Below are 18,358 nucleotides of genomic sequence, written 5' to 3'. Positions count from 1 at the left end.
TCCTATCGGGGACAACGTGTTGATCGGGGACATGTCCGGACGTACGCTCCGGTGGCGCTTTGCACGACATGTACGTGACCCGCCACTCCCAGTTACCAGGAGCGTCGCATGTCCCTGACGAACGACCTCACGCGCACACCGGCCGAGCCGAGGACGGTGACCTTCGGAACGGTCAACGCGACCGCCGACTACAAGGCGCTGCGTGCCCTCACCGCGGACAAGTACCCGGAGTACTTCAACCGCGTCTACACGCTGTTCACCGGGCTCGAGTTCGACGTCTGGTCGCAGATCGCGCAGTACGAGGGCGAGGACAAGCAGTGGCTGGCCCACGCCCTCTACCTGTACGGCAGGAACAAGGACGCCCTCCCCGCCGGCTTCGACCACACGGCGGCGGTGGCTCGTCTGATCAACCGGGCGACACAGCGCACCGCGATGCCCGGCGCCCAGGACGACGCGTTCGAACGCGAGGTGCTCCGGGCCAGCGGATGGGTGTCGGCGATGATCGTCAGGGACCTCGCCCCGCCGGACCAGGGCGAGACCTCGAAGCTGACCTCGATCTACAACCCCCCGGGCCAGGACCGGGGCGTCGACGGCAGGCAGCAGGTCGGGCCGCTGCGCACGGACGTGCTCAAGGAGCTGGTCGACGTGCTGGCGAAGGTGGTGGACGAGCAGCTCCTCCACTGGGTGCGGCCCAAGGACACGCCCGCCGAGCCGGAGTCGCTCGACCATCTCAGGCGCATCGCCGACTATCTCCAGAAGTACGTGGCCCGCGTTCTCGGGCCGTACGCGGACGCCCGGGAGGACGGGCCGTACTTCGACGGCTTCCGCTACTCCGAGCGCCTGCAGAGCACGTGGGAACTGCCCGCGGGGCCCGCCCAGCGGCTGAACTGGATGACGAACAGGGCCCAGGCGGTCGGCTGGGACAAGGAACGGGGCGCGCTGCTCGCCAAGGCGAACTACGACGGCACCCGTGGCGGCGACCAGGAGACACTGCGCCGCGTTCTGCGCGAGCGTCTGGAGTCCGACGAGTCCCTGAGCAGAAGGGTCGGCGCCATGGTCAAGCTGACCGCGGCGCACAGCGGGGGCGAGGGCAGGATCTCGGTGCAGCCGATCTTCCCCAGTGCCGCCTGGGGCACGAAGGCCGACTGGCGCTGGCGGGTGATCAGGACCCTCGCCCATGAGCTGATGCACCGGCTCGCGCATCCCGACTTCACCGCCACGGCGGGCAGGATCCGGCACGGGCAGATCGTCTCCGAGGGCTTCGTCGACCTGCTGGCCCTCGACGTCTACACGCGGCTGTGGGGCCTGGTGTCCCAGTCGAGCGCCGCCACCGAGGTCCTGCTGAAGGGCGTCGGCGCGACCAAGGCGCCCGACGGGTCGTTCCTCAAGGTCGGCTACGGCGAGGCGGGAACGTCGGCGGCGGCGGTCCGCGACCTGATGGGCGACGACCGCGTCAGGGCCGCCTTCTTCCTCGGCGCGACACACCTCATCGGGCTGCCCTCCGCGCAATGAGCCCGTACGGGGATCTCCAAGGGGTGTAAGCGGCGCGCGAAGTGGGCATCCGTTCGGGAAAGCGGCCGCACGTGAGGTGATCGGCCGCTGACCGACCAGGAGACCGGGGGCTCCTGGACGGGTGAATCCCCCACTCCCGGAGGTGCGGATCCGTGGACGTCGCGACCGTGCGTATGCGCCTGGAAGGCATGCTCGCCGAACTCGACCGGTCGATCAGCGTGCTGCGCGGGGACCCGGTCGCCGGGCGCGACAGGTCCCTCGCGGACGCGGGAGCCGACCTCACCGACGCCGACCGGACCCGGGCCATGCTCGACGCCGCGTCCCGGCAGCGCACGGCCGTGCTCGCCGCGCTGCGGCGGCTCGACGACGGCGGTTACGGCCGCTGCGTCGACTGCGGCACCCTCGTTCCCGAGGGCAGGCTGGAGGCGCGCCCCGAGGCGGCCCGCTGCGTGCAGTGCCAGTCGCGGACCGAGCGTCGCCGCTGAGCCCTGCCGCTGGGCCCTGCCGCTGGGCCCTGCTGTTGATCCGGCCGTTCCCGGACACGGGGAGAGCGTTCACAGGGGCTTGCGCGCGCTGGCCACCAGGTGGATGCCGACCGTGTCGTCGTCGTCGGCCTCGGTCTCGAGTTCGGTGCGGACCAGCCAGGACAGCGACTTGCTCTCCGTGCTCAGCACGTGGTCGACGGTGGAGGGGGACAGCACCGTGCGCGGGCGCACCCACTCCACCTCCAGGCCGGCGCCGGTGATCAGCTCGCGTATCTGCTGGCTGGTGAAGCAGCGGGTGATGCTGCCGTCGGGCCAGGGGATGAGCATGACCTCGCCCGTCTGGCACAGGTGCGCCCAGTAGTTCTGCTCGGCCAGGATCGCCATCCCGAGGACCAGCGAGTCGACGCACAGCAGCGCGCGCCCGCCGGGCCGCAGCACCCGGGCCACGTCCTCGATGACGGACTCCGCCATGATCTCGACCGACAGCACGCGCTCCTCGGCGACCACGCCGTCCACGCACCCCTCGGGCAGGAAGGCGAGGTTGTCGGCGCGCACCTTCTGTATGCGGTCGGAGGCGTCGCGCAACCACGGTTCCGCGGGTCTGCGGAAGTCCATGACCTCGATCACCCGGTGGCCGGCGCGCGCCGCCTGGACCGGCCACCGCCCCCGCCCGCCGGACAGGTCCAGCAGGAGGCCGGGCCGGTCGGGCAGCCACTGGCGCAACTGCTCGGCGACGACCGCGTGGTAGAAGGTCCAGTACGGCCCGAGTGTGCCCGAGCCGTTGAGTTCGTTGGCCGGTATAGGCAGCACGAGCGACTCCTGGACTCTGGCTGCCCCGCACATGGGTGTGAGACAGCGAAACTCGGTTTCCGGGCTACCAAGCCGGTGCTTACTTTTTTCCCCGCACCGGGTCGTTCGTCACCTCAATCTGCACCGGGAACAGACTCTACGCCCGCCCTGTTGCAGTTGGGCATGAAGACGTTGGTGCTGCCAGAAGGCCTCGACGGGCTGGACCTCTCCGGGCCGGTATCCTCAGCTGGGTACGGTGTCCTTAAGGGGGTGGGTCCGGTCTCCAAGACAGCCGAGGAGACTCTGGAGCAGCGCAGCGAGCGGTTCGAGCGCGACGTGATGCCGTTTCTCGACCAGTTGTACTCGGCCGCGCTCCGGATGACCCGAAACGCAGCGGATGCGGAGGATCTCCTCCAGGAGACCTTCGCCAAGGCCTTCGCCTCCTTCCACCAGTTCCAGGAGGGGACGAACCTCAAGGCCTGGCTCTACCGCATTCTCACCAACACGTTCATCAACAGCTACCGGAAGAAGCAGCGGGAGCCCAAGCAGGCGGGCACCGAGGAGATCGAGGACTGGCAGCTCGCGCGGGCGGAGTCGCACACGTCGAGCGGGCTGAAGTCGGCCGAGATCGAGGCGCTCGAGCACCTTCCCGACAGCGACGTGAAGGACGCTCTCGCCGCGCTCCCCGAGGAGTTCCGCATCGCCGTCTATTTGGCGGACGTGGAGGGCTTCCCGTACAAGGAGATCGCCGAGATCATGGGCACGCCCATCGGGACCGTGATGTCGCGCCTCCACCGGGGCCGTCGGCAGCTGCGCAACCAGCTCGAGGACTACGCGCGCGAGCGCGGTCTCGTGCGGCCGGACTCCCGCGGCGCGAGTCTCGGCGGGACGCTTGGCGAGGAGGAGCGATGAGCTGCGGGAAACACCACGACACCCCGTGTAGCGAGGTGCTCGACCGGGTGTACACCTACCTGGACGGTGAGCTGGACAACGACCGCATCTCCGAGATCAGGAAGCACCTCGACGAGTGCGGCCCCTGCCTGGAGGAGTACGGCCTGGAGGAGGCCGTCAAGCGGCTCGTGGCCAAGCACTGCGGGTGTGACCCCGTCCCGCGGGACCTGCGCGCCAAGGTGCTCAGCAGGATCGAGCAGGTCCGCGCCGAGATGGTGGAATAGCCCGCGGCCCACGGGAGGCGTGACCGGGCCACGCCGGGGCAATGCTCGTTAGGATCTTCCGTACAGGCCGGGAAGGACGGGGACATGCGGGCACTGGTCACGGGCGGGGCGGGGTTCATCGGGTCCACCCTTGTCGATCGGCTGTTGTCGGACGGCCACGAGGTCGCGGTGGTGGACGACCTGTCGTCCGGGCACGTGCGCAACCCCGACGCCTCCCTGCACGTCATGGACGTGCGCGACCCCGCGCTCGCGGAGCTCGCCGAACGCTGGCGGCCGGAGGTCGTCTGTCACCTCGCCGCGCAGATCAGCGTGCGCAGGAGCGTCGCCGACCCGCTGACCGACACCAGGATGAACGTCGAGGGCACGGTCAACGTGCTCGAGGCCGCCCGCCGCGCCGGGACCCGCAAGGTCGTCTACGCGTCCTCCGTCGCCGTCTACGGCAGGCCGGCCGTGATCCCGGTCCCGGGAGACGCCCCTGTCGATCCCCGCTCGCCGTACGCCGCCTCCAAGCTCGGCGGCGAGCTGTACCTCGCCACCTACCGGGCGCTGTACGGGCTCGAATACACCACGCTCGTGCTGTCGAACGTCTACGGGCCGCGCCAGTCGCCGGAGGGCGAGGCCGGGGTGGTCGCCATCTTCACCGACGCCCTGCTGGCGGGCAGGCCCACGGTCGTCTACGGCGACGGCTCCCAGACACGCGACTACGTCTTCGTCGAGGACGTGGTGGACGGCTTCGCCCGCGCCTGCGGGCCGTACGGCGACGGCCGCCGCTTCAACCTCGGCACGGGCGTGCAGACCACCGACCGTGAGCTGCACGCGCTGGTCGCCGCGGCGGCCGGAGCCCCGGACGAGCCCCGCTTCGAGCCGGCCCGGCTGGGCGACCTCCCCGCGATGGCCGTCGACCCCGCTCCCGCGTACGAGGCCCTCGGCTGGCGTCCCCGGCACGACCTGCCCACCGGGCTCAAGGCCACCGTCGAATGGGCCCGCCAGGCGCTCGTCTGACCGGTGAACCGGTGGACTCCCGCGACACGGCCACGAACGGCACGGTGCGGACCGGCTCGTACGGGTCGTGGCGGCCACCCGGCCGGACGGCCCCGGACCGACGTGGACGACGTCGTCCGCAGGTTGCGGGTGCGGCTCGCGCCGGGAGAAGGCGCGTCAGGAAAAGGCGCTGACAAACCGGTGCAATTGCACGCGGTGTGATGGCTTGGTTACGGTTTGGCTGCGATGGTCGCGACATCCCGGACCGGCCGTCGGCCCTTCTGTAGCCTGAATCCGACATCGACGTGGAGGCGGCGCAATGCTAGGGAAGACCGTCGTCAGGCTGATAGTGGCGCTGGCGCTGCTCACTCCGGTGGTCGCTCTGGCCGGTCTCGCGGCCGGCACCCCGGGGATCTCCTGGACGTAGTCACTGCCCGTGGGCCGGCCCGGCAGGGCCGGCCCACGGGTCCGATCCGCATTCAAGGTGGCGCAATGCGGGAACTGCCGTGGCCCGCCAGGGTCTACTTCGTCGCGCTCGTCGGAACCGCCGGCCTCGTGATCACGCGCGGTCTCCTCGCGCATCGCGGGCTCGCGCCGGAGGACTGGTCGGCGCTCCTCGTCCTGGCGTTGCTCTTCCTGCTCTGCGAGTCGGTGCCGACGCTGCTCAACGTGCCGCACGTCGCGGTGTCGGTGAGCTTCTCCGCCGCGCTGGCCGCCGTGGTGCTCGTCGGCGCGGAGGGCGCGGCCCTGGTCGGGCTGGCCGCGGTCGTGAGCGTGCGCCCCGGCCTCGCGATGGTGAAGCGTCTGTTCAACGGCGCGCAGTACGCCCTGTGCGGATACGCCGCGGGGTGGGCGTACGAGAGCGCGGGAGGCCGGGCCGGGCTGCCCGAGCCGGCCGACTTCCCGGGCATCCTCGTGCCGTACGCCGCGGCCACGGGGGTCTTCGTGGCCGTCAACTTCGCGTTGACGGCGGTCATCCTGCGCCTGGCGTCCGAGGTGCACAAAGACCAGGTCTCGCTCCGCGCGATGGTGCAGTTCCTGAGCTCCTACGTCGGCTTCGCCACCTTCGGCCTGCTGATCGCGGCCCTGTGGTCGACCGTGCAGTCGATCTCGGCCGTGCTGGTGCTGCTGCCGCTGTTCGTGGCCCGGTGGGCGCTCGGGCACTACCACGCCGAGCAGCGCGCGTACGACGCGACCATCGCGGCGCTGTGCCAGGCGGTGGAGACGAAGGACTACTACACGCGCGGGCACTGCACCCGGGTCTCCGCGGCGTCGTCGATGATCGCCGAGGAGATCGGGATGGGCACCGAGCGGCTGCGCGCGATCCGGTACGCCGGGATGCTCCACGACGTCGGCAAACTCGGCGTGCCGACGAAGGTGCTGCAGAAGGACGGCCGCCTGACCGAGGAGGAGTACGCCGCGATCCAGCTCCATCCGATGCGCGGACTGGAGATCGTGCGGGGCATCGACTTCCTCGACGAGGCGTTCGCCGGGATCATGCACCACCACGAACGACATGACGGGAAGGGCTACCCGATGGGGCTGGCCGGGGCGGAGATCCCCGAGTTCGCCAGGATCATCGCGGTGGCCGACGCGTTCGACTCCATGACCTCCGACCGCTCCTACCGCAAGGCCAAGCCGATCGATTTCGCGGTGGCGGAGCTCCGCAAGAACGCGGGCACGCAGTTCGACCCCGACATGGTCTGCGCGTTCGTCAGGGCGCTCGACCGGCACGGCTGGCATCTCGCCCAGCCGGTGCAGGTCCCGCCCGACGACCCCGCCGTGGAGACCACCGTCAAGGACCACGACGACCCGACCACGCCCATCCAGGTGGTGTCGGAGCGGTGAGGGAGCGTCGGCTGACGGCCAGGCCGGTGGGGCTCGACTCGGGCCAGCTCCTGCTCATCTGCGCCGCCGGGATGCTGACCGTGGCGGGGATCGCCCACACCACGGCCCAGGGGCTGACCGACCCGCGGGTCGCGATCGGGTTCGGCGCGCTCATCGCCGCCGGGGAACTGGCCCGGCTCACGATGCCCGGCAACCGTGAGGTCGCTCCGATCTCCACCGCCGCCTCGCTCGGGTACGCCCTCCTGCTCGACGTGGGCGGACGGCCGGCGCACCATTCGGCCCTGCAGGTCGTGGCGGTGATGTCGGTCGGCATGATCGCGGGAGGGCTGCCGCATCTGGCGGTCGGCCGGCCGCCGCGGCTCGACGCGATGGCCCGGCGGCTGCTCGCCGGGTCGCTGCTCGCCTTCGCCTACCGGCCGCTCACCGGCCCGCTGGGGGAGCTCGCGCGGGACACGGGCGACCGGAACGGCAACTGGTGGCCGGCGCTCGGCGTGATGGCGGTGCTCGTCACGGTCATGCTCGCGGCCGACGTGGTGATCGCGGCCATGCACCGGGCCGACCAGGTCAAGACCGCGTTCGGCGTCGCCGTACGGGACGAGATCAGGATGGCCGCGCCGCTCGGCGCCGCCGTCGGGGCGTCGGGCATCCTGCTCGCGCTCGCCTCGCACAGCATGGACATGACCGCGCTGCCCGCGTTCGCCGCGCCGCTGCTCGTCACACAGGTGGCCTTCCGCAAGTACGCCGGCATCCGGGCGACCTACCTGCAGACCGTGCGCGCGCTGAGCCGGGTCACCGAGGTCGGCGGATACGTCGAGCCGGGCCACTCGCGCCGCGTCAGCCAGTTGTCGGTCGCGATCGGCCGGGAGCTCGGCATGGCGGAGCCGCAGCTGCTGGAGCTGGAGTACGCCGCGCTCATGCACGACATCGGCCAGCTGTCGCTGCGCGACCCGATCCCCGGCGGCGCGACCGTGCTCGCCGACCCGGCGCAGGCGCGGCGGATCGCCGAGCTGGGCGCCGAGGTGATCAGGAAGACCGGCGTCCTCCACGGCGTCGCGGAGATCGTCCGGCGGCAGTGCGACACGCTCGGCGAGGCCCCGCCGACGGCCAGCCGCATCATCAAGGCCGCCAACGCCTACGACGACCTCGTGGGCGGCTCGACCGACAGGGACCGGGCGGCGGCGGCGCTGGAGCGGCTGCGCCTCGACGGCGGCTCGGCCTACGACCCCGGAGTGGTGGAGGCGATGGCGCGCGTCGTCGACCGGCTCGTGCTCGTCGCGCGCTTGTAGCAGACGTCGCACCGGAGCGCGTTCACCGCCGCGCCGACGCCGCCGATGTTGTGGCGACCCTACAGAATCGGCCCCCACGTTCAGTCGGAAGGGTCGGAGGGACGGAGCGGCGGGCCACCCTAGAGTTGGCTGCGTGTTCGACTCAGTTCTCGTCGCCAATCGTGGCGAAATAGCCCGGCGGATCATCCGTACGGTGCGGGGCATGGGCCTGCGCGCGGTCGCGGTCCACTCCGAGGCGGACGCCGACCTGCCGTTCGCGCGTGAGGCCGACGACGCCGTGCTCCTCGGTCCCGCGAACCCGGCCCAGAGCTATCTGGACATCGACAAGGTCCTCCAGGCCGCCCGTACGACGGGAGCGCGGGCGGTCCACCCCGGATACGGGTTCCTCGCCGAGAACGCGGCGTTCGCCCGCGCGGTGATCGACGCCGGCCTCGTCTGGATCGGCCCGGACCCCAAGGCCATCGAGCAGATGGGTGACAAGATCAACGCCCGCAACCTGATGGAGGCGGCGGGCGTGCCGGTCGCCGCGGGGACCAGGGAGCCGGTGTCCGACCTCGCGCAGGCGGAGCGGGCCGCGCGGGAGATCGGATACCCCGTGATGGTCAAGGCGGCCGGCGGGGGCGGCGGCATCGGCATGGGCGTGGCGCGTGACGACGCGTCGCTGGCCAAGGCGTTCGAGCAGGCCTGCCGGGCGGCCGCCCGTTTCGGCGGCGAGCCGGCCATCCTGCTCGAGCGCTACATCGAGCGGGCCAGGCACGTCGAGGTGCAGATCCTGGGCCTCGCCGACGGCACCGTGGTCGCCCTGGGCGAACGGGACTGCTCGGTGCAGCGGCGCCACCAGAAGGTCGTGGAGGAGAGCCCGTCCCCGGGCGTGACCCCCGAGCTGCGCGAGCGGATGCTGGCGGCGGCCGTACGGGCCGGAGAGGCCGTGGCCTACCGCGGCGCGGGCACGGTGGAGTGCCTCGTCGACGCCGACGCCCAGGACTTCGTCTTCCTGGAGATGAACACCCGCCTCCAGGTGGAGCACCCCGTCACCGAACTGGTCACCGGCCTCGACCTCGTCGAGCACCAGATCCGCGTCGCCGCCGGGGAGGTCTACCCCGTCGAGCCGCGGGTGAGCGGCCACGCCATCGAGTTCCGCGTCTACGCCGAGGACCCCCGCAGGTTCCTCCCCGGGCCTGGCAAGATCGGAGTGTGGGAGGAGCCGGTCGGCGAGGGGGTGCGCATCGATTCGGGATACACGGCGGGCAACACCGTCACGCCGTTCTACGACCCGCTGATGGCCAAGCTCTGTGTCACCGGCGCCACCCGCGAGGAGGCACTGGAGCGGGGCCGGGAGGCCGTCGCCGGGTTCCGGATCGAGGGCCCGAAGCACAACCTGCCGTTCTGCGCCGAGTTGCTGGACCACCCCGAGTTCGTGAGCGGGGACTACGACACCGGGCTGGTCTCCCGGATGAGAAAAGCCTGATCTGCTGCATTCATGTTGAGGGGAGTTCCCGCGTGGCCGAGGTGCGCGCCGAGATGGTGGCGAACGTCTGGAAGATCGTCGTGAGTGAGGGCGAGGTCGTCGAGGAGGGCGACACGCTCGTGATCCTGGAGTCGATGAAGATGGAGATCCCGGTCCTCGCCGAGGACGCCGGGACCATCGCCAAGCTCCAGGTGAAGGAGGGCGACGTCGTCCAGGAGGGAGACCTCATCGCCGTCATCGAGTAGGCGCCGAAGGGGGTTCAGAGGCGGGACAGGAACCGCTCCCGGTCGACGACGACCCGCTCGATCGTGCCCGCGGCGACCAGGGCGCCGGTCTTGTCGACGGCCCTGACGGAGAAGACGAGCCGCCTGCCGTCGACCTCCGTGAGCTCCACGCCGATCTCGACGTGCATCCCGACCGGGCTGGGCAGCCGGTGCTCGAGCAGCACCCTGGTCCCCACCGTGGTCTGCCCGGGCTCCAGGTGCTGCTGGACGGCTTTGACCGTGGCCCCCTCGGCGAACGACAGCAGCCGCGGCGTGCCCAGCACCGGCACGTCGCCGCTGCCGACCCGGATCGCCGTGTCCTCGCGCTCCACCATGATGAGGACCTCGGCGTGCAGACCTGGAGCAAGACTCATGCGGGCCAGCCTATTGGGTCGTGATTTCCCGGTGCCCGTGGAGAACGCAGGCAACTAAACGAGGCGGGGATGCGTCTTAATCGGGGGTGGGGACTCCGCGATGCTTTCCGGGCGACGGAGGCGGGCAGCGGTTAGGGTGATGCACAGGTAGGCTCGACTTCCGACCCCCGAGCCTGGATCCCGTACGCGTACAGGGTTCCGTGATCCTGTCGTTATCTACCCGCGACACGAACCTGCTTTGTTGGACACCTTCGGGGGTCGAGTGACTTAGGGGGTACGGGGCGCAAATGGTGGCCCAAGGCACGACCCTGGCTGGGCGCTACCGCTTGGACGCCCGGCTCGGCGCCGGGGGCATGGGCGAGGTATGGCGTGGCGAGGACACCGTCCTCGCGCGCACCGTCGCCGTCAAGGTGCTTCTCCCCGGTCGCCTCGACGACCCCGGATTCGCCGTCCGCTTTCAGGGCGAGGCCCGGGCGATGGCGACCGTCAACCACCCCGGCGTCGTCGACGTCTACGACTACGGGGTCACCGAGGTCCCCGGCGACGGCTCCACCGCGTACCTGGTCATGCGGTTCGTCGACGGCGAGCCCCTCGACCGGCTGCTGACCCGCCTCGGCCGCATCGGCGCCGAGCCCGCGATGGAGCTGATCGCGCAGGCCGCGTCCGCCCTCCAGGCCGTGCACGAGCGGGGCATCGTGCACCGGGACGTCAAACCGGGCAACCTGCTGGTGCGTTCCGACGGCACGCTGGTGCTCACCGACTTCGGCATCGCCCGCGCCGACCAGGGGACCCGTCTCACCGACGCCGGGATGGTGCTCGGCACCGCGGCGTACTGCGCGCCGGAGCAGGCCGAGGGCGCGCCGGTCACCCCCGCCGTCGACATCTACGCGCTGGGCGTCGTGGCGTACGAGTGCCTGGCCGGGCAGCGTCCCTTCGACGGCGACTCGCCGGTGACGATCGCGCTCAAGCACATCCGGGAGGAGCCGCCGCCGCTGCCGCCGCACGTGCCGCCCGCCGTGCGGGCCATCGTCGAGCGGGCCATGTCGAAGGACCCGGCGCTCCGCTGGCCGTCCGCCGCCGCGATGAGCCACGCGGCCCGGCAGTCGGTGCTGCCTCCGGGGGCCGTGCCGGACTCGGCGCCCGCCTACGGCCCGCAGGGCCCGGCCGGAGCGGCGTACGGCCCGCAGGGCCTGCCCCCGGGCCCGGCGGCCACCACGGGCATGGGGGTCACGCCGCCCTCCACGGGGGCGGCCACCCAGGCCCACCCGCACCCGATCGGACCGGAGCCCATCCCGTCCACCGGCCACACCTACCGGGTCACCCGCGAGGCCTGGAACGACGCGCCGGCCGTGCCGCCGGCGACCGTCGCCACGCCGCAGCAGGGCACGCGTACGGCCCGGCGCGCGGCGCAGCGGTCCAAGAGAGGCAAGGGGATGCCCGTCGCGGCCGGGGTGGCGGGGTTCGCCGTCGTCGGAGGCCTGGCCGTGCTCGGCATCAACATGGCCTCGGCGGGGTCCACGACCCCTCCGTCGCCCGCGCCGTCCCTGACGGTGGCCACCACCGACCCGCCGACCCCGTCGCCGACGCGGGTTTCCCGGCCCTCCGCGAGGCCCACGCAGGAGGTGCCGGTGTCGCGGCCCAGCCCGTCCAGGAGGAAGCCGAGCCCCTCGCCGAGCCCGACTGCCAGCGCGTCGCCGAGTCGCTCCGCCTCCCCGACGCCCTCGCCGAGCCCGACCGAGGGCATGGTCAAGGTGCCGCAGCTGAAGAACCTGCCGGAGAGCTCCGCGAACGCGCGGCTCAGCATGGTGGGTCTCGTCCCGAAGGCCGCCTACGAGGGCACGGGGGAGTGCAAGGGCGTGGTCGTCAGCCAGAAGCCGGCGCCGAACACGCCGGTGAAGGAGGGCACGACGGTCACGTTCGTGGTGAAGAAGACGTGCCCGTCCCCCTCGCCCAGTCCGTCGCCGAGCCCGGCGGCGACCCGCACGCCCGTGGCGAACTGAACCGTGGCGAACTGAACCGTGGCGAACTGAACCACGCAGGAGCGGAGCCCCGCGCGACCACGCGGGGCTCCTGTGAGGGTCACACCCCGGTCGTGTTGCGCGGGTAGGCGATCGCCGGGTCCGTGGCGATGTTCACCAGATAGGGCACGCCGGAGTCGAACGCGCGGCGCAGCGCCGGGCCGATCTCGTTCGGCGACGTGACGAGCTCCCCGCCGCCGCCGAGCGCGGTGACCACCTGGTCGTAGCGGCACTGCGGCTGGAGCTCGGCCGCCACGTCGTAGCCGTACAGCATCTGCATGGGGTGCTTCTCCAGGCCCCACATGCCGTTGTTGCCGCAGATCATGACGACCGGCAGGCGGTGGCGGACCAGCGTGTCGACGTCCATCAGCGAAAAGCCCGCGGCGCCGTCGCCGAGCAGCAGCACGACCTGCGAGGACGGCCTCGCCAGCCGGGCCGCGATGGAGTAGCCGAGTCCGGTGCCGAGGCAGCCGTACGGGCCGGGGTCGAGCCAGTTGCCCGGCCGCCGCGGCTCGACGTACTTGCCGGCGTAGGAGACGAAGTCGCCGCCGTCGCCGATGACGACCGCGTCGTCGGCGAGCACCTTGTTCAGCTCGCCGTAGATGCGCATCGGGTGGATCGGGTCGGCGTCGGACTCCAGCAGGGCCGCGTCCTCGGCGATCGCCGCCGCCGCGCTCTCGCCCAGCCTGGTCACCCACGGCTCGTACGCCTTGGGGTTCACCCCGGCGGCCCCGCAGGCCGCCGACAGGCCCCAGAAGACGACCGACAGGTCGCCGGCCGCCGAGCCGGACAGGCCGGTGTGCGTGGCGAGCTGGGAGGGCGCGTCGGCGATGTGGACGACCCTGGCGAGAGGCGCGCCCTCCTTGCCGCCGAACCAGCCGTACGCGAGCCGGAAGTCGAGCGGGGTGCCGACCACGATGACGAGGTCGGTCTGGCCGAAGGCGACGCCCCGGGCGCGGGTGACGAGCAGGTCGTGCCCGGCGGGCAGGATGCCCCGGCCCTGCCCGTTCGGCACGACGGGCAGCCGCCACTCCTCGGCGAAGTCCCGTGCCGCCTCCTCGGCGCGCTCCATCCAGACGTCCGAGCCGAGCACGAGCACCGGGCGCTCGGCCTCCGCGATCAGCCGCGCGATGCCGGCGAGGGCCTCGGGGTCGGGCTCCAGCGGCGACGGGGTCAGCGTCTCCGAGACGTACTCGGGCGACGGGGAGAACAGGTCGTCCATGTGGAAGTCCAGGAACACCGGGCCGCGGTGCGGGGCCAGGGCGGTCCGGAACGCCATCTCGACGTCCTGCCCGATGGAGTCCGCGCCCGACCCGGTGAAGGCGAGCTTGGTGATGGGCTCCAACAGCGGCGGATGGTCCATCTCCTGCAGGGCTCCCGAGCCCCAGCGCGAGCGCGGGGCGCGCCCGCCCAGCACGACGAGCGGTGAGCCGTTGGAGTGGGCGGTGGCGACCCCCGAGACGCCGTTGGTGACGCCGGGGCCGGCGGTGAGCACGGCGAGGCCGGGCTTGCGGGTCAGCCGGGCGGTCGCCTCGGCCGCGAACACCGCGCTCTGCTCGTGGCGCACGTCCATGATGCGCATGTTCTGGTGGACGGCCCCGTCGTACAGGGGGAAGACGTGCCCGCCGGACAGCGTGAACATGGTGTCCACGCCGTAGGCCTGGGAGACGGCGACCGCGATGTCGCCTGCGTGTTTGGGGGACTCCATACCGTGAAACCTACCAGTCGGTCACATATGGGAACAGATGGATGGCCAATGCCCTCCAGCCTCAGGAGAACGTCGGTCACCTCCGCTGATGCCCGATGCCGTCCCGGCTACTCCGCTCGCATGGCCTGGGATTCCAGCCGACCGCCATCCGGGCGCACGCCGGCGGTCTTCAGAGGGGCTGGGAGAGCCCCTTGACGGGCATCTTGATCACAGGGGCAGCCTGAGGGTCGAGCGGAATCCGGCCGGGTCGAACATGCCGCCGAGCGCGGGGGCCAGTCCGGCGCGGGCGGCGCGGGCGAACGCCTCCCGGCCGAGCGCGCCCGCGCCCTCCGGCAGCGCGCCCGACAGCGGCCGGGCGGCGAGCATCTCCAGGTCGGCGACGTTCGACCGCTCGGCGACCCCCGGGTCGGCCGGCCAGGACCCGATCACCACGCCCGCCAGGTCGAGGCCCCTGCCCGCCATGGCTTCGAGCGTCAGCGCCGTGTGGTTGAGCGTGCCCAGCGCGGCGCGCGCCACCACGAGGACGGGGGCGTGCAGCCGCCGCGCCAGGTCCGCGAGCGTGCCGCCCTCCTCGTCGTAGCGGACCAGCAGGCCCCCTGTGCCCTCGACGAGCACCAGCCGGTGCGACTCGGCCAGTTCCTCGATCCGGGCGGCCGCCGACGTGAGCGAGACCGGCGGCAGGCCGCGGGCGCGGGCCGCCGCGGCGGGGGAGAGCGGGTCGGGATAGCGCGTCATCTCGAAGGTCGTCGTCACTCCCGACAGGCGGATCACCTCGTCGAGGTCCCCGGGCTCCCCGGCCGCCACCCCGGTCTGGGCCGGCTTCACCACCGCGACCGTCGCGCCCCGCTCCCCGGCCAGCACGGCGAGCGCCGCCGTCACCACCGTCTTGCCGACCCCGGTGTCCGTCCCGGTCACGATGAGAACACTCATGCCCGGGAGGGTAGAGCCTTCCCGCTTACGGGCGGCGGAGGCGGGTGACGAACTTGTAGCGGTCGCCGCGATAGAGCGACTGGGCGTACTCGACGGGGTTGCCGTCGGCGTCGAAGGCGTGCCGGGTCAGCAGCAGCATGGGCAGGCCGACGTCCACCCCCAGCACCTGCGCGTCGTACGGCGTGGCGAGCACGGTCTCGATGACCTCCTCGGCGTCGGTCAGCCGTACGTTGTAGGCGTTGTGCAGGGTCTCGTACAGGGACGAGTGCACCTCCAGCTCGCGCCGCAGGCGCGGGAACCGCCGGGCGGACAGATGCGTGGTGTCGATCGACATCGGCTCGCCGTTGGCCAGGCGCAGGCGGTGGATTCGCAGGACCCTGCCGCCGGGGTTGATGGCCAGCCGCCGTCCGAGCGCCTCGTCGGCCGTGATGTAGCTGATGTCGAGGATCTTGGTGTCCGGCTCGAGGCCGACCGTGCGCAGGTCACCCGTGTACGACGTGAGCTGGAGGACCTGGGCGACCTTGGGCTGGGCGACGAAGGTGCCCTTGCCCTGGATGCGCAGCAGCCGCCCCTCGACCACCAGCTCCGACAGCGCCTGCCGGACCGTCGTCCGGGAGGTCTCGAACCGCACGGCCAGGGCGCGCTCGGGCGGGAGCGCGCTGCCCGCGGGCAGGCTCTTGGTGAGCTCCAGAAGACTGCGCTTCACGTCGTAGTACTTCGGAACCCGGGGAGAGTCCTCGCTGTGCTCCGTCACCTGTCCACCCTCAACTCGGCCATATCGCCCAACTCAGGCAATATCGTCAACTCGGCCACAGCGGTGAGCGCACCCCGGACCACCGCGAGATCATCGGACCTCAGATCGGCCCCCGCGGTCAACCGCGGACAGGACCGGCCCCGAGGCACCGATGGTGGGCGGAAGCATCCCACGCGGACGCCCCGGCGCGCACCCAGGGCTCCCACCCCGGGCGCGAGCGGGGGCGGGCCGGGCGCGACAGGTCCCACGGCGGCCGCCGGACCGGGTGTCCTCAGGCCGGGTTCGCGAGCCGGGGCGGCCGGCTCCCGGTTCCGCTGCCGGCCACGTCCGGGCAGGTCAGCGATGATTTCCAGGACGTCCACGACATCCGGGGCGGCGCCGGCGCGGGCCGGGACGCGGCCGGTGCCGGCGGTGAACGACCGGACCGTGTCCAGGAGCGCGCCGGCCGGCTCGGGGGCACCCGGAACGGCGCCGCCCCGACCCCGCGCCGACCTCGGCAACGTGACGGTTCTCACACTCTCCCCGCACCCGGCGAGACCCGCCGCCCCGATCTCGGCGGCGGCCGCGCGGACTCTGTCCGCAGGCCCTGTCATGAGGTGCATCTTGCCAGGTGACGATGGTCGATTCGCTTTCGACCCGGACGGCGGCGCATCATGCACTCGTGCCGACTCTCAGCGACCTCGTGTCGCGCCACACCGCGCTCGATTCCGCCGACGTCGACTGGATCCACTCGCTGGTCTCGGACTGGCAGTTGCTCGCCGACCTGTCGTTCGCGGACCTCATCCTGTGGGTTCCCGACCAGGGCGGCACGAGGTGGGTGGCGGTGGCCCAGATGCGGCCGACGACCGGCCCGACCGTCTACCACGACGACGTCGTGGGCATGTCCGTCGCCGCCGGGGAGCGGTCCCTCATCGACGTGGCCTGGAGCGAGCACCGCATCTGCAGGGAGGGCGACCCCGACTGGTCCAGCGGCGTGCCGGTGCGCGAGGAGACGATCCCCGTGCGACGGGGCAAGGACGGCCCGATCATCGGGGTCATCCAGCGCTCGACCAACCTGTCGTCGGCGCGCACCCCGTCCCGGCTGGAGCTGACCTATCTGCAGAGCGCGTCCGACCTGGCGCAGATGGTCGCCGACGGCAGGTTCCCCTTCGCGGAGGAGGAGCCGATCCTGGTCAGGTCGCCCCGGGTGGGCGACGGCCTGCTCCGGCTGGACAAGGCCGGGCGGGTCACCTACGCCTCGCCCAACGCGCTGTCGGCCTACCGCAGGCTCGGCCTGCACGCCGACCTCGTGGGGGCGGACCTGGGGAAGACGACGGCCGACCTGTGCTACTCCGACGAGCCGATCAACGAGGACCTGATGGTCGTCGCCAGCGGCCGGGCCCCCCGGGAGACCGAGGTGGAGAACGGCGGCACGGTCGTGCAGCTACGGGCGATCCCACTGATCGTCGGCGGCGGACGCATCGGTGCGCTGGTGCTGATCCGCGACGTGACCGAGTTGCGCCGGCGCGAGCGGGAGCTGCTCACCAAGGACGCGACGATCCGCGAGATCCATCACCGGGTCAAGAACAACCTGCAGACCGTGGCCGCGCTGCTGCGGCTCCAGGCGCGCCGGCTGAACAACCCCGAGGGCCAGGAGGCGCTGAACGAGGCCGTACGGCGGGTCGGCTCGATCGCGATCGTCCACGAGATCCTCGCCCAGATGCCGGAGGAGATGGTCGAGTTCGACGACATCGCCGACCGGGTCATCGCGATGACGGCGGAGGTGGCGCTCGCGCAGGTGGGGATCAAGCGGGTCGGCAGCTTCGGCGTGCTGCCCGCCGCGGTCGCGACCCCCATCGCCATGGTGCTCACCGAGCTGCTGCAGAACGCGGTCGAGCACGGTTTCGCCCACTGCTCGGGAAACGTGCAGGTCGTGGTCGCCCGGGACGCCGACCGGCTGGAGTTCACGGTGGCCGACGACGGCAAGGGGCTGCCCGAGGGCTTCGACCTCGAGGCCACCGGCAGCCTCGGGCTTCAGATCGTCCGTACGCTGGTCGTCGGCGAGCTGTCGGGCCGGCTCAGCGTCGCGGGCAGACAGGGCGGGGGCACCGAGGTCAGCCTCAGCATCCCGGTGCAGTCCGGCTGATCTCTCCCGCCGGCTGATCTCCCGTCGGCGTCTCCGTTCACGGGACGCGGGACGCGCCACAGGGGACCCGCTGTGCGGGACCGTTGTGGGGGATGCCATAGTGGACGCGATGTCTTGGTGGACGGACGGCCCTATGGGCGGGAGGCTCCTCGGCCGTCCCGGCCGGGGCCGGATGCCCCGCGATTCGGTGAATGCCATGCCCGGCATTCACCGAAGGCGTTCGCGTGCGGCGGGGGAGTCAGACGGCGGCGCGGGCGCGGGCGCGCGCGTTGCGGCGCTTGAGGGCGCGGCGCTCATCCTCGCTGAGCCCGCCCCAGACTCCGGCGTCCTGGCCCGACTCGAGGGCCCACTTGAGGCAGGACTCGGCGACCGTGCATCGCCCGCATACCTGCTTGGCCTCTTCGATCTGCATGAGCGCCGGACCAGTGTTCCCGATCGGGAAGAACAGTTCGGGGTCCACGTCACGGCAGGCAGCGCGGTGGCGCCAGTCCATGCGTTCCACTCCTTCGTAAAGTGGAGCCACCGTGGCTCCTCGTCAACTTTGTGATTTCTTTCACTAGCTGCTGCGAACAGCGACCCGGATCCTGGGTGAGGGGCCGGGTATGTCCGCGCGATCGCCGGGGCTCCTTACGGAGGCTGTGG

Annotated in this window: 17 protein-coding genes; 11 read left to right on the top strand and 6 right to left on the bottom strand. The window is 71.8% G+C overall.

Translation table 11 applies throughout. The annotated features are described in order from the left end of the window. The first annotated feature begins 108 nt into the window (after nt 1–108). Nucleotides 109–1,512, top strand: coding sequence for a hypothetical protein (locus ACWEQG_RS36385; RefSeq protein ID WP_452291867.1), 1,404 nt, complete (start codon nt 109–111; stop codon nt 1,510–1,512). 152 nt (nt 1,513–1,664) lie between these two features. Continuing rightward, on the top strand, nt 1,665–1,997 hold the full coding sequence (locus tag ACWEQG_RS36380) for a TraR/DksA family transcriptional regulator (RefSeq protein ID WP_452291865.1): 333 nt from the start codon (nt 1,665–1,667) through the stop codon (nt 1,995–1,997). A 69-nt stretch (nt 1,998–2,066) separates the two neighbouring features. On the opposite strand, the gene ACWEQG_RS36375 is transcribed toward ACWEQG_RS36380, so the two are convergent. After that, complete coding sequence (locus tag ACWEQG_RS36375) at nt 2,067–2,807, bottom strand: class I SAM-dependent methyltransferase (protein WP_363464749.1); 741 nt, start codon at nt 2,805–2,807, stop codon at nt 2,067–2,069. A 249-nt stretch (nt 2,808–3,056) separates the two neighbouring features. Between ACWEQG_RS36375 and ACWEQG_RS36370 the strand changes: the two genes are divergently transcribed. The 7 genes from ACWEQG_RS36370 to ACWEQG_RS36340 all read left to right on the top strand — a co-directional run bounded on the left by ACWEQG_RS36370 (nt 3,057) and on the right by ACWEQG_RS36340 (nt 9,789). Further along, entirely contained in the window at nt 3,057–3,698 is a 642-nt protein-coding gene (locus ACWEQG_RS36370) for a sigma-70 family RNA polymerase sigma factor (RefSeq protein ID WP_452291863.1), read from the top strand. Then, nucleotides 3,695–3,961, top strand: coding sequence for a mycothiol system anti-sigma-R factor (gene rsrA / locus ACWEQG_RS36365; RefSeq protein ID WP_363464754.1), 267 nt, complete (start codon nt 3,695–3,697; stop codon nt 3,959–3,961). The genes ACWEQG_RS36370 and rsrA overlap by 4 nt, the downstream gene beginning before the upstream one ends. An 84-nt stretch (nt 3,962–4,045) precedes the next feature. Next, entirely contained in the window at nt 4,046–4,963 is a 918-nt protein-coding gene (locus tag ACWEQG_RS36360) for an NAD-dependent epimerase/dehydratase family protein (RefSeq protein ID WP_452291861.1), read from the top strand. Nucleotides 4,964–5,434: 471 nt separating this feature from the next. Next, nucleotides 5,435–6,790 carry an HD-GYP domain-containing protein gene (locus ACWEQG_RS36355; protein ID WP_363464760.1) on the top strand — a complete coding sequence of 452 codons (1,356 nt, stop codon included), beginning with the start codon at nt 5,435–5,437 and terminating at the stop codon, nt 6,788–6,790. Further along, a complete protein-coding gene (locus ACWEQG_RS36350) occupies nt 6,787–8,076 on the top strand; it encodes an HD-GYP domain-containing protein (protein WP_452291859.1) in 1,290 nt (429 codons plus the stop codon). The genes ACWEQG_RS36355 and ACWEQG_RS36350 overlap by 4 nt, the downstream gene beginning before the upstream one ends. Before the next feature lie 133 nt (nt 8,077–8,209). After that, complete coding sequence (locus ACWEQG_RS36345) at nt 8,210–9,544, top strand: acetyl-CoA carboxylase biotin carboxylase subunit (protein WP_452291857.1); 1,335 nt, start codon at nt 8,210–8,212, stop codon at nt 9,542–9,544. Between the two features lie 32 nt (nt 9,545–9,576). After that, entirely contained in the window at nt 9,577–9,789 is a 213-nt protein-coding gene (locus ACWEQG_RS36340) for a biotin/lipoyl-binding carrier protein (RefSeq protein ID WP_169988150.1), read from the top strand. Nucleotides 9,790–9,803: 14 nt separating this feature from the next. On the opposite strand, the gene ACWEQG_RS36335 is transcribed toward ACWEQG_RS36340, so the two are convergent. Then, nucleotides 9,804–10,181: a thioesterase family protein gene (locus ACWEQG_RS36335; protein ID WP_363464769.1), complete on the bottom strand. Its 378-nt coding sequence runs from the start codon at nt 10,179–10,181 to the stop codon at nt 9,804–9,806. A 287-nt stretch (nt 10,182–10,468) separates the two neighbouring features. Here ACWEQG_RS36335 and ACWEQG_RS36330 point away from each other — a divergent pair, with 287 nt between their 5' ends. Continuing rightward, nucleotides 10,469–12,181, top strand: coding sequence for a protein kinase domain-containing protein (locus tag ACWEQG_RS36330; protein ID WP_452291855.1), 1,713 nt, complete (start codon nt 10,469–10,471; stop codon nt 12,179–12,181). 79 nt (nt 12,182–12,260) lie between these two features. On the opposite strand, the gene ACWEQG_RS36325 is transcribed toward ACWEQG_RS36330, so the two are convergent. The 3 genes from ACWEQG_RS36325 to ACWEQG_RS36315 form a co-directional block, all read right to left on the bottom strand. After that, nucleotides 12,261–13,907: an acetolactate synthase gene (locus ACWEQG_RS36325; protein WP_452291853.1), complete on the bottom strand. Its 1,647-nt coding sequence runs from the start codon at nt 13,905–13,907 to the stop codon at nt 12,261–12,263. A 207-nt stretch (nt 13,908–14,114) separates the two neighbouring features. Then, entirely contained in the window at nt 14,115–14,837 is a 723-nt protein-coding gene (gene bioD, locus ACWEQG_RS36320; protein ID WP_452291851.1) for a dethiobiotin synthase, read from the bottom strand. A gap of 25 nt (nt 14,838–14,862) precedes the next feature. After that, the gene (locus ACWEQG_RS36315; protein ID WP_142565677.1) at nt 14,863–15,591 is read right to left on the bottom strand and encodes a GntR family transcriptional regulator; all 729 of its coding nucleotides are present in this window, start codon (nt 15,589–15,591) and stop codon (nt 14,863–14,865) included. A gap of 661 nt (nt 15,592–16,252) precedes the next feature. On the opposite strand from ACWEQG_RS36315, the gene ACWEQG_RS36310 reads away from it, so the two are divergent. Next, complete coding sequence (locus ACWEQG_RS36310; RefSeq protein ID WP_452291849.1) at nt 16,253–17,716, top strand: histidine kinase N-terminal domain-containing protein; 1,464 nt, start codon at nt 16,253–16,255, stop codon at nt 17,714–17,716. A gap of 238 nt (nt 17,717–17,954) precedes the next feature. On the opposite strand, the gene ACWEQG_RS36305 is transcribed toward ACWEQG_RS36310, so the two are convergent. Continuing rightward, nucleotides 17,955–18,209 carry a WhiB family transcriptional regulator gene (locus ACWEQG_RS36305; protein WP_346229614.1) on the bottom strand — a complete coding sequence of 85 codons (255 nt, stop codon included), beginning with the start codon at nt 18,207–18,209 and terminating at the stop codon, nt 17,955–17,957. Between the last annotated feature and the right edge of the window lie 149 nt (nt 18,210–18,358).

Source organism: Microbispora sp. NPDC004025, from assembly GCF_053604425.1.
This window is presented reverse-complemented; position numbering and strand designations above follow the sequence as displayed.